The following is a 15,097-nucleotide window of genomic DNA, read 5'->3' on the forward strand; positions in this document are numbered from 1 at the left end:
CAAAATCCACCGGGGGGAAAGGCGGGGGTGGGAGAAATCTTTTCCTTCCGCCCGGTCGGAGGGCCTGCGGGCCGGAAAATTCACAATATCAGGCTTTTTAGTTGGGGCGGCGTGTGTTATACTATTGACAAGTCTGAACACCCGAGTTATTGGGTTGACATAATTATAACGAGAGAACAGGCGGGAGGACACAGCTATGAGGAACCACATCACAGTCACCATTGCGGGACAGGAGTATACCATCGTGGCCGCCGAGGAGGAAAACTATGTCCGCCGGGTGGCCGGTCATGTGGACAATAAAGTACAGGAAGTGCTCTCCAGCGGCCGGGCTTCCCTGGTGGAGAGCGTGGTGCTGGCGGCACTGAACATTGCCGATGAATACTATAAAGAGCAGGAGGCGTCGGAGAATCTGCGCCGCCAGCTCAAGGAGTACCTGGAGGAGGGCACCAAGCTGAAAATGGAGCTCTCCGAGGCCAAACGGGAGATCTTCAAGCTCCAGAACCGGAAATAAGACGCCGGGCAGGATGCGGGGCGGTCTCCGGCCGCCCCGTGTTCTGCCTTTATCCATCCCAGATACCACAAAGGAGGACGTATGCTGGAATTGCTCTCACCCGCCGGCTCCATGGAGGCCGTCCATGCTGCCGTACAGAACGGCGCCGACGCCATCTACATGGGATACGGCGATTTCAACGCCCGCCGCAACGCGAAGAACTTCACCCGGGAGGAGTTTGCGGCGGCGGTTTCTTACTGCCATCTCCGGGGCTGTAAGGTCTATCTGACCCTCAACACCCTGCTGGGAGACCGGGAACTGCCCGCGGCCGCCGAGTGTGCCGCCGACGCCAGCGACATCGGCGTGGACGCCATCCTGGTCCAGGACCTGGGGGTGCTGCGCATGGTGCGTCAGGCCGCCCCCGATGTGCCCATCCACGCCTCTACCCAGATGACGGTGCACAACCTGGACGGCGTGAAGAAGATGGCCGATTTCGGCATGACCCGGGCGGTGCTCTCCCGGGAGCTGTCCCGGGACGCCATCGCCTACATCTGTGAGCACTCCCCCATCGAGATCGAGGTCTTTGGCCACGGCGCCCTGTGCATGTGCTACTCGGGACAGTGCTTCATGTCCTCGGTCATCGGCGGGCGCAGCGGCAACCGTGGCCTGTGCGCCCAGCCCTGCCGCATGCGCTATGGCTGGAACGGGAAGGCCGACGGCAACCCCCTCTCCCTCAAGGACATGTCCCTGGCCGGACACCTGCGGGAGCTGCGGAAGATGGGCGTGGCCTGTCTGAAGCTGGAGGGCCGGATGAAGCGGCCCGAGTATGTGGCCGTCATCACCCGGGTCTATGCCTCCGCCATCCGCGAGGGGCGGGAGCCCACCGCCGAGGAGGTGCGGCAGCTGACCGAGGCTTTCTCCCGCCAGGGCTTTACCGAGGGCTTCTATCAGGGTAAGACCGGACCGGATATGTTCGGTATCCGGGAGGAGCAGAAGGAGCCCCGGGAGCTCTTTGCCCTGGCCCGGCAGACCTATGAGGACGGGGAGAGCCAGCGGGTGCCCATCACCTTCTACTCCCTGATCCGAAAGGGTGAGCCGGCCCAGGTGGGCGTGAAGGACGACCGGGAGAATGTAGTCACGGTGGAGGGCCCCGTCCCCGAGGCGGCCCGCACCAAGCCTCTCACCCCGGAGGGGGTGGAGAAGCAGCTCTCCCGCACCGGCGGCACGCCTTACCGCTGTGAGGGGGTGCGCTCGGTGGTGGACGAGGGACTCTCCCTCCCGGCCGCCGCCCTCAACGCCCTGCGGCGGGAGGCACTGGAGGAGCTCTCTGCCCGGCGTATGGCGCCCCCTGTCCGGCGGAGAGGGACCTTCCAGCCCGGTGTGCGCTATGAGAACCGGCGGGAGGAGCCCCTCCTCACCGTATCGGTGAGCCGGGCCGAGCAGGTGACGGGCGCCCTCCTGGCCCTCTCCCCCGCCCTGATCTATGTGCCGCTGGAGGAGCTGGCCGCCCATCCGGAACTGGCCGGGCGGGGCAATCTGGCCGTCACTCTCCCCCGCATCGCCTGGGACCGGGAGTGGAAGACCATGACCGAGCAGCTCCGCCGGGTGCGGGATATGGGCGTGGAGGATGCCCTGGTGGGCAATCTGGGCATGCTGGATGTGGCAAAGGAGATGGGCTTCGGCCTGCGGGGCGACTTCGGCCTGGAGATCTTCAACTCCCAGGCCCTCAAAGAGCTGCGCCACATGGGGCTCAAGTCGGCCGCCGTGTCCTTTGAGCTCAAGCTGGCCCAGATCCGGGATCTCTCCAAGGCGGTGGACACTGAGATCATCACCTATGGCCGCCTGCCCCTGATGATCATGGAAAACTGCATCATCCGCAACCGCACCGGCGGCGTGTGCCGCCACGCCTGCGAGGGGGAGGAGAACCTCCTCACCGACCGCAAGGGAGCTCGTTTCCCGGTGGTGCGGGCCTACGGCTGCCGCAATGAGATCCTCAACTCCAAAACCCTTTTCCTGGGGAATAAACAAAACGACGTCCGCCGCTGCGGGGCGTGGGCCCAGCGGCTCATGTTCACGGTGGAATCCCCCGCCGAGTGCGTCCGTGCGGTGGAGCGCTACCTGGGGCGGAGCGACTGGGAACCCAGGGAGTATACCCGGGGCCTCTACTACCGGGACGTGGAGTAAGCGTCCCCACCCTATGACAGGAGAACGATACGCATGAATCTGAAAATCAAAGCCGTGTCCCCCAAGATCGGGACCGATATTCCCTTTCCCTTTTACGCCAGCGCGGGCGCGGCCGGGATGGACCTGTGCGCCTGCATGGATGAGCCGGTGACCATTGCGCCCCGGCAGATCGTGTCCCTCCCCACCGGCATTGCCATTGCCCTGCCCTCGGCGGACTATGTGGCCCTGGTGTTTGCCCGGTCGGGTCTGGGCATCAAGCACGGAGTGGCCCTGGCCAACGGAGTCGGGGTCATCGACAGCGACTACCGGGGGGAGATCCGGGTGGGATTGGTAAACCAGTCGGACGTCCCCTATACCATCCAGCCCGGCGACCGGGTGGCCCAGCTGGCCGTGATGCCGGTGGTGCAGGCCCAGCTGGAGCGGGTGGAGACGCTGGATGAGACTGAGCGGGGAGCCGGCGGCTTCGGCTCCACCGGAAAGTAAAGGAGTTTACAAAAGATGAACATCATTCTGGCTTCCCAGTCCCCCCGGCGCAAAGAGCTGCTCTCCCGGATGGGGCTGAGCGGATTCAAGACCATGTCCCCCGACATCGACGAAAATCTGGGCGGCGGACTCTCTCCGTCGGAGCTGGTCAGCCGCCTCTCCGCCCTCAAAGCCCAGGCGGTGGCCGAGCGGGCGGGCGGAGATACCCTGATCATTGCGGCCGATACCGTGGTGGCGGTGGACGGCGCCGTCCTGGGCAAGCCCTCCGACGCGCTGGAGGCCTTCAAAATGCTCTCCACCCTCTCGGGCTGCCGCCATCAGGTCTACACCGGCGTCACGGTGCTGCGGGGGGAGGAGCGGTACACCGAGTATGAGGTGACCGATGTCTCCTTCCGGGAGCTGTCCGAGCGGGAGATCGAGGACTATATCCGCACCGGGGAGCCCATGGATAAGGCCGGCGCCTACGGCATCCAGGGCTATGGCGCCCTCTTTATCCAGGGCATCCAGGGGGACTATTACAATGTCATGGGCCTGCCGGTGTGCCGCCTGGGCGGTATGCTGGAGCGGCTGGGGGTCCACTGTATGGCCCTGGCCGCTGAGCGGGATGGCTAAGAGAGGAACGGTGCGGCGATGAAAGATTTTCTGCGCAACAACGGTGTGCTCATACTGATCATTGCCGTGCTGCTCACGCTCATCGTGGCGGTGACCTCCGCGCTGATGGGCGGGGTGGCCGATCCGCTGTCCAATCTGGTGGGGATCGTGACCACGCCGGTGCGCAACGGCGTCAACGCGGTGGCTAACTGGACCGAGGGGCAGTACCAGCGCCTGTTCCTCCAGGATCAGATGCAGGCCGAATATGAGCAGCTCAAGCGGGACTATGCCAAGCTGGAAGAGCAGCTCCGGGAGGCTGAGAGCGACGCGGAGGAAAATGAGCGCCTGCGCAATCTGCTGGGCCTGCGGGAGAAGCGGCGGGACTTTGAGTTTGAGTCGGCCACGGTGACCTCCCACGGCTCCTCCAACTGGGATTCCACCCTCATTCTCAGCAAGGGAAGCTCTGTTGGTGTGGAGGCCGGAGACTGTGTGGTGGATGAATACGGCAACCTGGTGGGTATCATTGATGAAGTGGGAGTCAACTGGTCCCAGGTGATGACGGTGGTGGACTCCGACCTGGAGATGGGCGGCCTCATCGCCCGCACCGACAGCGCCGGTATCCTGGAGGGACAGTTCGATCTGATGGGAGAGGGCAAGCTCAAGCTCTCCTACCTGCCGGAGAACAGCGAGTTCATGGCGGGCGATCAGGTCCTCACCTCCGGTCTGAGCGGCATCTATCCCTCCGGCCTGGTGGTGGGCCACGTGGAAGAGGTCCTCACCGATGCCTCGGGCATGACCCGCTATGCGGTCATCGTACCGGAGACCGATCTCAATTCGCTGGAGCAGGTCTTTGTCATCAAGAGCTTTGATATTATTGAGTAAGGGGGGAGCCATTTGACCCGCCATGATTTTCTGGTGAAATGGGGCGTGTATGCCCTGGCCCTCCTGCCCGTCTGGTTTTTTGAGGGGTATTTCCTCACCCGCCTGCCGGTGACGGCGGTGCAGCCCATGCTTCTGCCCCTGGCCGTGGTGGCGGTAGCCGTACTGGAGGGCTGTGTCGGCGGGGCCGGGTTTGGCCTGGGCGTGGGTCTGCTGTGCGCCTGCTTCTATCCAGGGATGGAGGAGTGGATGCCCCTGGGCCTGGCCCTGGTCGGCCTGGGCGCTGGCCTGCTGGCCCAGTATGTGCTGCGCCAGAACCTGTGGGGCTGCCTGGTGTGCGCCCTGCTGGCCCTGGCCTTTGTGGACGGCGTGCGGATTTTGCTGCGCCTGGCCTGGGGGGAATATGCACTGGGGCCCATGCTCCGTCTGACCGGGATGGAGATCGGCTGTTCCCTCCCCTTTGTGATCCCGGTGTACGCGGTCTTTTTATGGGTGTATCGCCGGGTCCCCAAACGGACCCACTTCTGAGCCGCGTCTGTCCCTGCGTTTTATTTGGAGTTCCCGTAACAGAAAGGTTGCCCTATGGACAAAAAACAATTTCAACGGCGTGTATATGTGGTGTCGGGTGTGTTGGGCCTGCTGTTTTTCCTGTTTGTGGGCGTGCTCTATCAGCTTCAGATCATCCAGGGCCCCTATTACCGGGCCCAGGCTACCAAGCGAAACGCCCAGACCGAGACGGTGGAGGCCGTCCGGGGCGAGATCCTGGACTGCAATGGCCGGGTGATGGTCTCCAACCGCTCCACCTACCAGGTGCGCCTCAACACCAGTGTGATGGGCACGGAGGAGGAGCGCAACGCCATTCTCACCGCCTTGCTTCAGATCTGCCGGGAGCAGGGTGTGACTTGGACGGACACCCTGCCGGTCACCGGCGCACCTCCCTTTGAGTACACGCTGGGTACCGCCACGGGGACCAACCGCCGGGCCTTCCTCAAGCTCATGGATATCCTGAGCGAGAACAACAGCAGCTGGGAGACCGCGTCAGCCTCCGGCGTGGCGCTGGGCGAGGAGTGGGAGGCCTACCGGAAGGCGGTGGATGCCGCCTCCCAGACCACCGAGACCGGGACCCAGGCGGCGGAGACCCCCGCCGCGCCGGAGGATACGGTTTCAGCCGCCCCTCTCATCGCCAAGATGAAGGATCACTTCGGCATCGATCCCACCATGCCCGATGAGGAGGCCAGGGACCTGATCGGCGTGCTCTATGAGCTCACCCTGCGCAGCAAAGGCGCGGCCACCAGCGAATATATTTTTGCCCAGGATGTGGATATCCGCTTTATCACCGCTGTCAAGGAGCAGGGCCTCAAGGGCGTCAAGATCGAGCCCACCACCACCCGGGTCTATGAGACCTCCTACGCCGCCCACATCCTGGGGCGCGTGGGGCCCATTTTTGCGGAGGAGTGGAACGAGGAGGACTCCTATTACAAGAATAACGGCTATAAAATGGACGACATTGTGGGAAAGGAAGGCATGGAGAAGGCCTTCGAGTCCTATCTCCGGGGCGAGGAGGGCACCCAGATCGTGGAGCTCAACAGCGAGGGGAAGGTGGTCAGCGAGACCTGGAAGACCGACCCCGAGACCGGAGAGCCCATGGCCCCCAAACCGGGCAACAATGTGGTCACCACCATTGACCTGCGCCTTCAGGAGGCGCTGGAGCAGTCTCTGGCTACCCGGGTACCCGGACTCTCCGACACGGTAGAGGGTGCGGCAGGCGTGGTCATCGACATGAAGGGCGGAGTGAAGGCTATCGCCTCCTATCCTACCTTCGACATATCCCAGGCCTATAAGGACAGCAGCCTCTACAACGAGCTGCTCAAGGACCCCCTGCGTCCCCTGTATAACCGGGCCACCATGGGACTCTACTCCCCCGGCTCCACCTTTAAGATGATCACCGGTGTGGCCGCCCTTCAGGAGGGGCTGACCACCCCCTATGAGGAGATCCTGGATACGGGTTATTTCCGCTATCCGGAGGGAGAAAAATACCCCTACGGAGACTACCATCCGAAATGCTGGATTTATCGCCAGCAGGGAGGCACCCATGGCTGGGAGGATATGGCCCATGCTATTGAGGACTCCTGCAACGTCTTCTTCTTTACCCTGGCCGACCGGCTGGGGATCGACCTGCTGGATGAGTACGCCGCCATGTTCGGTCTGGGTCAGTCCACCGGCATCGAGGTGCCCGAGTATACCGGCTATGTGGCCGGACCGGAGACCAGTGAGCGTCTGAATCAGGAATGGTATGGCGGACTACTCCTCTCGGCTGCCATCGGACAGGGCAATACCCTGTGTACCCCCCTCCAGCTGGCCAACTACATCGCCACGCTGGTCAACGGCGGAAACCACTATCCTGCCCACCTGCTCCAGACGGTCAAGAGCAGCGACTACTCCCAGGTGGTGCTGGAGAATGAGCCGGAGCCCCTGGACACCATCAACATCAGTGAGGAGAACCTGGAGGCGGTCAAGTACGGCATGTACCTGCTGGGCACCGAGGGCAGCGTATCCAAGTACTTTAAAGACCTGCCCGTAGAGGTGGGTGCCAAGACCGGTACCGCCCAGGTAGGCTCGGAGACCACCGAGGCCAACGCCGTCTTTGTGTGCTTTGCCCCCTATGATGACCCGGAGATCGCCATCGCCCTGGTGGCCGAGCACGGTGACTCGGGCGGCGGACTGGCAGCAGTGGCCGCCGATGTGCTCTCGGTCTACTTCGGACAGTCGGGCACTTCCCAGGCCGTCAATGGCGAGGGCGTGCTCATCCGCTGAGCGCAGTTCAACTTTGGAAGATTGGAAGGAATGCCCATGACGAACCCCTTTATCTTCGACCCCCGGGACCCGGAGAGTAAGTTTCCCTACGGCGCGGTCCCGGCGGGGACCCAGGTACGCTTTACCGTCCGCCCGCCCCGGGCGGGGGGATACTCCCGCGTGATCCTCACCGCCCGGTTTGAGAGCCGGGACAATGCCGTGGTGGAGCGCATCTTGCTCTGGCATGGGATCGAGGGCGCCCGGGATGTCTTCACCGGCACGCTGGAGACAGGGGAATACGTGGGGCTGGTCTGGTATACCCTGCGCCTGGAGGGATTGGACGGACGCAGTGCGGAGCTGGGCAAGTATCAGCTCACCGTCTATGACGACTCTGAGACGGTCCCCGGGTGGTTTGGAGAGGGGCTCACCTACCAGATCTTTCCCGACCGCTTCCGCCGGCGCGCCATTCCCGACCCGACCGGCATGGTGGGCGGACGTACCGTCCATCAGAGCTGGGAGGAGGAGCCGGTCTACCTTCCCGATGAGCACGGAGAGATCCGCAACCGGGACTTTTTCGGCGGGAGCCTCGCCGGGGTCCGGGAGAAGCTGACCTATCTGCGGCGTCTGGGGGTGGAGACCATCTACTTCTGCCCCATCTTTGAGGGGGTGGAAAACCACCGCTACGGCACTGGCGACTATGAGAAGATTGACCCCATGCTGGGGGACGAGGCCCAGTTCCGCCTCCTATGTGAGGAGGCCCACCACCTGGGGATGCGCATTATGCTGGACGGTGTGTTCAACCACACAGGCTATATCAGCCGCTATTTCAACGGGGACAACTCTTATCCCTCAGAGGTGCCCGGTGCGGCCCAGTCCACGGAGAGCCCCTATTATCCCTGGTATCATTTCACCCACTGGCCAGACCGGTACGACTCCTGGTGGGGGATCTACTCCCTCCCGGCGGTCAATGAGAGTGAGAGCACCTATCTCGACTATATCATCCGGGGGGAAAACAGCATCGTCAAGCGCTGGCTGCGGGCCGGGGCGGACGGCTGGCGGCTGGACGTGGCCGACGAGCTGCCCGACTCCTTTGTCCACGCCCTTCACACCGCTGCCCGCGAGGCCAAGAAGGACGCGGTGGTCATCGGCGAGGTGTGGGAGGACGGCTCCAACAAGATCGCCTACGGGGTGCGGCGCAAGCACATTCTGGGGGGACACTGCGACGGACTGATGAACTATCCCTTCCGCAACGCGGCCATCTCCTATCTGCTGGGCGGGGACGCCCGCTGGTTCCGGGAGACCATGGAGGGGTTACGGGCCAATTATCCGCCCACCGCCTACTATTCCGCCATGAACGCCCTGGGGACCCACGATACCCCCCGTATCCTCACCCTGCTGGGGGTGGGCTCCCCCTGCACGGAGTACCCCAAATCCTGGCGGGCCGACTTCCGCATGAGCGAAGAGGAGTATGCCCGGGGCAAGGCCCGGCTCAAGCTGGGCGCGGTGCTGCTCTACGCCTTCCCGGGCTCCCCCACCCTGTATTACGGGGATGAGGCCGGGATGGAGGGCTTTGAAGATCCCTTCAACCGCCGTACCTTCCCCTGGGGACGGGAGGACAGTGAGCTGGTGAGCTGGTTCACCGCTCTGGGCTGCATCCGCAGCTGGTCCCAGGCCCTGCGAAAGGGAGATATTTCCTATGTAGAGGCCGACGGACCGGTGCTGGCCTTCCGGCGTACCTGGGAGGAGGAGAGCGTGCTGGTGGCTCTGAACGCCGGAGCGGAACCGGCTTCCCTGCCTCTTTCCGGTCCTATGAAGGATCTGCTCACCGGAGAGGTCTTCCCCGCCCCCGGTGCCCGCACCATGGAGGCGGCCCTGCCCCCCCGTACGGCACGGCTGCTGGTTCCCCTGCGCCTGCATCTTGCCTGCCGGGCGAAGGAAACGATTTGAAAGATGATGCAAAAAAGGAGCGCGGAATCGCCATGTACCGTCCCATCTGATGCCAACTGATCGGATACCGGAGGCGCCCTCCCATGGGAGGGCGTGCTTTGGCATGTGTAAAACATCCGGATCAGGAGGAATCGGTATTGGAACGGAACAGACGAAACCGGACGCTTCTTTTTTTGGCCTATGCCCTCCAGGGCATGGTATTTTATAACCCCATCGCCACCCTCTACCGCTTGCAAGCGGGGGTGACCCTCACCCAGATGCAGGTCATTGAGGGGATCTCCCTGCTGGTCATGCTGGGGCTGGAGGTGCACTGGGGCCGCTGGGCTGACCGGATCGGGCACCGGCGGTCCATGGTACTGTGCTTCGGCGTGCTGGCCCTCTCCAAGGTGGTATTCTGGCGGGCCGAGACGGTATGGGGCTTTTTGGCGGAACGGCTGCTGCTTTCCTTTGCCCAGGCCGGGCTGAGCGGCTGTGACACGGCCTATCTCTATGCCTGCTGCCGGGACCCGGAAGAGCACCGCCGGGCCTTTGCCCGCTGGCAGGGCGTGCAGGTGGCGGGATTGCTGCTGGCCTCCCTGGCATGGCCCCTGCTGGGCGGGGATTACCGCCTCTCCGCGCTGCTGACCGTGGGGAGCTATACCCTGGCCCTTGGAGTCACCTTACTGCTGCGGGAGCCGGAGGGACAGCGGGCCGAGGAGCAGGCCCGGGAACCCCGCCGCCTCTGGGCGAGATGCTGCGGGAGAGCCGGAGGATGCTGGCCTTTCTGCTGGGGGTGGCCCTCTTCGATCAGACGGCCCAGGCGGCAGTCACCTTTTTCAGCCAGCTCCAGTACGGGCGCTGTGGGATTGCAGAGGGGGCCTTTGGAGTCCTGGCGGCCCTGAGTGCCGGGGCCGGGCTGAGCGGCGCTCTGGCCCACCGGATGGTGGGGCCGGGCGGGCCGGAGCGGGTCTGTCGGCGGCTGATTACGGTGGGGGGCGCAGTCTGTCTGCTGCTGGCCGTCACCACCGCGCCGGCCGTCTCCGCCCTGGGTATCCCCCTGCTGGCTGCCCTGCGCTCCTGTGCAGCGCCCCTGGCCCTTGCGGTGCAGAATGAGCGGGTGGGCCCCGGTGGACGGGCTGCCCGGCTCTCCTGCAATGCCATGGTGCTGGAATGTACCGGGGTTTTGCTGGCCCCGGTCCTGGGCTGGACAGCGGAACAGTGGCTGCCCGGAGGTTTTCTGCTGGGGGCGGTCTTCTGCTGGGCGGGAAGCCTTCTGCTTTGGCAGGATGAAAGACGCCGTTGACTTGTATTTTTGGGGTATATTTGATATAATAAAGGGTAATTTTTACCGTCTTACCGGAAAGGAGGGCGAAGCCAATGAAATATCAGCAGTGGAAGCGCCCCGCCGGAGACGGAACGGGCCGGGCGGCCCTGGAGGAGGCGGGCATCCCGGCTCTTCCCGCCCTGGTCCTCTCGGCCCGTGGCATTGACACGCCCGAGAAGGCCAGGGAGTTTCTGGCGGGCGGACCCGAGCGCCTGGAGGACCCCCTCCTGCTCCGGGACATGGACCGGGCAGTGGAGCGCATCCGGCGCGCGGTAGAGCAGGGAGAGTTGGTGGCTGTCTACGGAGACTATGACGTGGACGGCATTACCTCCACCTGCCTCCTCACCAGTTTTCTGCGCAGCCGGGGGGCGGATGTAGTGCCCTATATCCCCGACCGGATGGAGGAGGGCTATGGACTCAGCTGTGCAGCCGTGGACACACTCCACGCCCAGGGAGTCACCCTGATCATTACCGTGGACTGCGGGATCACCGCGGTGGAGGAGGCTCGCCACGCCGCGGAGCTGGGCATGGATCTGGTCATTACCGACCACCACGAGTGCAAGGAGGAACTGCCCGCCGCTCTCGCGGTGGTGGACCCCCGGCGGGGCGACTGCCCCTATCCCTTCAAGTCCCTGGCCGGCGTGGGGGTTGCCCTCAAGCTGGTGCTGGCCCTGGGAGAGATGGAGGAGCGGCCCACGCTCCTGCGGCAGTATGCCGACCTGGCCGCCATCGGCACGGTGGCCGATGTGATGCTCCTGACCGGAGAGAACCGCTCCATCGTACAGATGGGACTCTCCTCCCTCCGCCATACCCGCCGCCCCGGACTGGCCGCCCTGCTGCGGGAGGCGGGACTGAGCGAAAAGCCCCTGACCTCCATGGCCATCGGATACACCCTGGCCCCCCGCATCAACGCCGCCGGGCGGATGGGATGCGCCCGGGTGGCGGCCGAGCTGCTCCTGACCGCCGACCCGGTGCGGGGCGAGGAGCTGGCCAAGGAGCTGTGCAGCCTCAACCGGGAGCGGCAGTCCATTGAGGCGGATATCTTTACCCAGTGTGCCCGCCTGGCCGAGAGCGCGCCGCCGGAGGAGCGAAGCGCTCTGGTCCTGGCCGGAGAGGGGTGGCACCAGGGCGTGGTGGGCATTGTGGCCTCCCGCCTGTCGGAGAAGTACTCCTGCCCCACCTTCATGATCTGCCTTCAGGACGGGCACGGAAAGGGCTCCTGCCGGTCTTTTGGAGGGTTCAACCTCTTTGCCGCGCTGGAGTCCTGTGCCGAGCTGCTGGAGGGCTTCGGCGGGCATGAGCTGGCCGCCGGCTTTACCATCCGGGAGGAACAGATCCCGGCCTTCCGCCGCCGGATGAACGAGCTGGTGCGTCTGCGCACCGGCGGAGAGGAAATGGTCTCCGAGCTGGAGATTGACGCGGATATTCCAGACCCCTCGATCCTCACCCAGGAACAGGTGGAGGCACTGGACATCCTGGAGCCCTATGGCGCGGGAAATGAGAAGCCAGTTTTTTTCCTGGGGGGCTGTACGGTCTCCTCCCTCAATGAGGTAGGCGGCGGACGCCACCTCAAACTCCGCCTCCTGGCGGGTGGAAAGCCCTTTGACGCTATCTTTTTTGCCGCCACCGCCGCCGAGGCGGGGGTGCGGCCCGGGGACCGGGTGGATATCGCCTTCTGTCCCCAGATCAACGAGTACCGGGGCTGGCGCTCGGTGCAGCTCCAGATCACGGATCTGCGTCCCGGGATGACCCGGGCCCAGAGTGAACAGGCCCTCTATGAGCGCTTTGCCCGGGGGGAAGATCTGAGCCCACAGGAGGCCGCCTTTCTCCTGCCCAGCCGGGAGGAGTTCGTCACCCTCTGGCGCTATCTGAAGGTCCGTTCCGGCGGCGCAGAGCTGGAGGAGACGCCCCGCCGTCTGACCCGGAACCTGTCCCGGGATTTCGGACGCCATGCCCCCCTGCCCCGCACCCTGGTGTGCCTGGAGGTCTTTGACGAGCGGGGGCTGATTTCCCTGGAACAACACGCCGGCTGCTTCCGGATCTCCCTCCAGAAGGTGGAGGGAAAGGTGGATCTGGAGCAGTCCGCCATTCTGCAACGGCTCCGACAGCTGATGAGCGGCTGAGGGCCGCCCATCTCAACGAAATGTGGTGATCGTATGGACCCTATTTTAGAGCGATATCAGGCGCTGGAGGATAAGATCAAAGCCTACAACCCCGGGGTGGATACCAAGCGGCTCTATGACGCCTTCTCCTATGCCGACAATGCCCACACGGGGCAGATGCGCAAGGATGGATCCCCCTATATCACCCATCCGCTGGCCGTGGCCGAGATCGCCGCGGAGCTGGAGCTGGATACCGACTCCATCATCGCATCGCTCCTCCACGACACGGTGGAGGACACCAACGCCACCTATGACGACGTGGCCAAGCGCTTCGGCAAGAGCGTGGCCGATCTGGTGGACGGTGTGACCAAGCTGACCCAGGTCAAGTATGTCTCCAAGGAAGAGGAGCAGATGGAGAATCTGCGCAAGATGCTCATGGCCATGGCCAAGGACATCCGGGTTATCCTCATCAAGATCTGCGACCGCCTGCACAACATGCGTACCATGCAGTACCAGTCCCCCAAGAAGCAGCGGGAAAAGGCCCTGGAGACCATGGAGATCTATGCCCCCATTGCCCACCGCTTGGGCATGCAGCGGGTCAAGTGGGAGCTGGAGGACACCTCTCTCCAGTACCTGGACCCGGTGGGCTACAAGGAGATCAGCGACGAGCTGGCCACCCGGGCCGCCGCCCACGAGGAGTTTATGGCCACCATCCAGCGGAAGATCGAGGAGCGGCTGGCCGAGGAGGGGATCAAGGCCACCGTCTACGGGCGCATCAAGCACGCCTACTCCATCTACCGCAAGATGTACGGGCAGAACAAGACCATGGATGAGATCTTTGATCTCTACGCCTTCCGGGTCATCGTGGACGACATTCCCTCCTGCTACAATGTGCTGGGCTGTATCCACGACATGTTCAAGCCGGTGCTGGGCCGCTTTAAGGACTATATCGGCACCCCCAAGCCCAACATGTACCAGTCCCTCCACACCACCGTCATCGGCCGGGAGGGCCTTCCCTTTGAGGTGCAGATCCGCACCTGGGAGATGCACCACACGGCGGAGTACGGCATCGCCGCCCACTGGAAGTACAAGCAGGGCATGGCCAACCAGAATCTGGGCAGCGAGTCGGCCTTCGAGTGGGTGCGCAAGCTCCTGGAGGCCCAGCAGACCACCGACGCGGAGGAATTCCTGCGCTCCATGCGGGTGGACCTCTTTGCCGACGAGGTCTTCGTCTTCACTCCCAACGGCGACATCATCAACCTGCCCGCCGGGGCCACCCCCATTGACTTTGCCTACTCCATCCACTCGGCGGTGGGCAACCACATGACAGGGGCCAAGGTCAACGGCCGCATGGTGCCCTTTGATACCCAGCTCCAGAACGGCCAGATCGTGGAGGTCATCACCTCCAAGTCGGCCCACGGCCCCAGCCGTGACTGGATGAAGCTGTGTAAATCCAACGAGGCCCGCAACAAGATCCGCCAGTGGTTCAAGAAAGAGCGCCGGGAGGAGAATATCGCCACCGGCCGGGCCTCCTTCGAGTCCGAGCTCAAGCACGCGGGGATCTCTCTGGCCTCTATTACCACGGAGGAGATGCTCCCCCACATCCTCAAGAAGGTGCGTTTCGGCTCTCTGGACGAACTCTATGCCGCCATCGGTTACGGCGGTATGAGCGCCCAGAAGGCGGTGGTGCGCATCAAAGACGAGATCAGCCGCCTCAACCGGGTGCAGGCCGAGCGCAGCGCCGCCCTCCAGGCGGAGCAGACCCCGGTCATCCTGCCCGGCCGGAGCACACCGCCCAAGCAGGAGCCCGCCGCGGCCAAGACCCCCAAGCGCTCCTCCAACGGCATCGTGGTGGAGGGACTGGACAACTGTCTGGTCAAGTTTGCCAAGTGCTGTACCCCCGTGCCCGGGGACCCGGTGGTGGGCTTTATCACCCGGGGCTTCGGCGTATCGGTCCACCGCGCCGACTGTCCCAACTGCGCCCCGGAGAAGCGAAAGCCCGAGGAGGCCGGGCGCTGGGTCAAGGTCTCCTGGGTGGCGGGAGATCAGACCACCTACCAGACCGCGCTGGACATCTCGGCCAAGGACCGGGACGGCCTGACTCTGGATGTGGCCATGGTCCTCTCCGCCGCCAAGGTGAAGGTGAACGGACTCAACGTCCACGCCACTCCCGACGGCTACGCCATTGCCTCCATTCTGCTGGAGGTCAAGAACCAGGACGAGCTGACCAGCGTCATCAACAAGCTGGGGCAGATCCAGGGGGTCTATCAGGTCAAGCGTACCACGGGCTGAGCCAGTCCGTTATACAATCATTATTCCAGGGAG

The 15,097-nt window shown here is 64.0% G+C and carries 11 protein-coding genes; all 11 read left to right on the forward strand.

What is annotated here, in order from left to right; all coding sequences use genetic code 11:
• Positions 1-196: 196 nt before the first annotated feature.
• The 11 genes from I2C21_RS06265 (at position 197) to I2C21_RS06315 (ending at position 15,064) form a co-directional block, all read left to right on the forward strand.
• Entirely contained in the window at positions 197-511 is a 315-nt protein-coding gene (locus tag I2C21_RS06265) for a cell division protein ZapA (RefSeq protein ID WP_101692419.1), read from the forward strand.
• Positions 512-592: 81 nt separating this feature from the next.
• Positions 593-2,674, forward strand: coding sequence for a U32 family peptidase (locus tag I2C21_RS06270; protein ID WP_195278816.1), 2,082 nt, complete (start codon positions 593-595; stop codon positions 2,672-2,674).
• Between the two features lie 33 nt (positions 2,675-2,707).
• Entirely contained in the window at positions 2,708-3,157 is a 450-nt protein-coding gene (dut, locus tag I2C21_RS06275; RefSeq protein ID WP_101692417.1) for a dUTP diphosphatase, read from the forward strand.
• A gap of 15 nt (positions 3,158-3,172) precedes the next feature.
• Complete coding sequence (locus I2C21_RS06280) at positions 3,173-3,769, forward strand: Maf family protein (RefSeq protein ID WP_101692416.1); 597 nt, start codon at positions 3,173-3,175, stop codon at positions 3,767-3,769.
• 18 nt (positions 3,770-3,787) lie between these two features.
• Positions 3,788-4,630, forward strand: coding sequence for a rod shape-determining protein MreC (gene mreC / locus I2C21_RS06285; protein WP_101692415.1), 843 nt, complete (start codon positions 3,788-3,790; stop codon positions 4,628-4,630).
• Positions 4,631-4,642: 12 nt separating this feature from the next.
• Entirely contained in the window at positions 4,643-5,155 is a 513-nt protein-coding gene (locus I2C21_RS06290; protein WP_193535825.1) for a rod shape-determining protein MreD, read from the forward strand.
• A gap of 54 nt (positions 5,156-5,209) precedes the next feature.
• Positions 5,210-7,441 (forward strand): penicillin-binding transpeptidase domain-containing protein, encoded by a 2,232-nt coding sequence (locus tag I2C21_RS06295; protein WP_193535827.1) that lies wholly within the window; start codon positions 5,210-5,212, stop codon positions 7,439-7,441.
• Between the two features lie 36 nt (positions 7,442-7,477).
• The gene (locus I2C21_RS06300) at positions 7,478-9,367 is read left to right on the forward strand and encodes a glycoside hydrolase family 13 protein (RefSeq protein WP_195278817.1); all 1,890 of its coding nucleotides are present in this window, start codon (positions 7,478-7,480) and stop codon (positions 9,365-9,367) included.
• Between the two features lie 137 nt (positions 9,368-9,504).
• Positions 9,505-10,248 carry an MFS transporter gene (locus tag I2C21_RS06305; RefSeq protein ID WP_195278818.1) on the forward strand — a complete coding sequence of 248 codons (744 nt, stop codon included), beginning with the start codon at positions 9,505-9,507 and terminating at the stop codon, positions 10,246-10,248.
• Between the two features lie 475 nt (positions 10,249-10,723).
• A complete protein-coding gene (gene recJ / locus I2C21_RS06310; RefSeq protein WP_195278819.1) occupies positions 10,724-12,793 on the forward strand; it encodes a single-stranded-DNA-specific exonuclease RecJ in 2,070 nt (689 codons plus the stop codon).
• 33 nt (positions 12,794-12,826) lie between these two features.
• Positions 12,827-15,064, forward strand: coding sequence for a RelA/SpoT family protein (locus I2C21_RS06315; RefSeq protein ID WP_195278820.1), 2,238 nt, complete (start codon positions 12,827-12,829; stop codon positions 15,062-15,064).
• Positions 15,065-15,097 lie beyond the last annotated feature (33 nt).

Source organism: Clostridium sp. J1101437_171009_A5, from assembly GCF_015547905.1.
Classification (GTDB): domain Bacteria; phylum Bacillota; class Clostridia; order Oscillospirales; family Oscillospiraceae; genus Pseudoflavonifractor_A; species Pseudoflavonifractor_A gallinarum.

Excerpts from the sequence above, each read along its gene's own strand:
- I2C21_RS06265 (WP_101692419.1), top strand. The coding sequence starts at position 197 with ATGAGGAACCACATCACAGTCACCATTGCGGGACAGGAGTATACCATC.
- I2C21_RS06270 (WP_195278816.1), top strand. The coding sequence starts at position 593 with ATGCTGGAATTGCTCTCACCCGCCGGCTCCATGGAGGCCGTCCATGCT.
- dut (WP_101692417.1), top strand. The coding sequence starts at position 2,708 with ATGAATCTGAAAATCAAAGCCGTGTCCCCCAAGATCGGGACCGATATT.
- I2C21_RS06280 (WP_101692416.1), top strand. The coding sequence starts at position 3,173 with ATGAACATCATTCTGGCTTCCCAGTCCCCCCGGCGCAAAGAGCTGCTC.
- mreC (WP_101692415.1), top strand. The coding sequence starts at position 3,788 with ATGAAAGATTTTCTGCGCAACAACGGTGTGCTCATACTGATCATTGCC.
- I2C21_RS06295 (WP_193535827.1), top strand. The coding sequence starts at position 5,210 with ATGGACAAAAAACAATTTCAACGGCGTGTATATGTGGTGTCGGGTGTG.
- I2C21_RS06300 (WP_195278817.1), top strand. The coding sequence starts at position 7,478 with ATGACGAACCCCTTTATCTTCGACCCCCGGGACCCGGAGAGTAAGTTT.
- recJ (WP_195278819.1), top strand. The coding sequence starts at position 10,724 with ATGAAATATCAGCAGTGGAAGCGCCCCGCCGGAGACGGAACGGGCCGG.
- I2C21_RS06315 (WP_195278820.1), top strand. The coding sequence starts at position 12,827 with ATGGACCCTATTTTAGAGCGATATCAGGCGCTGGAGGATAAGATCAAA.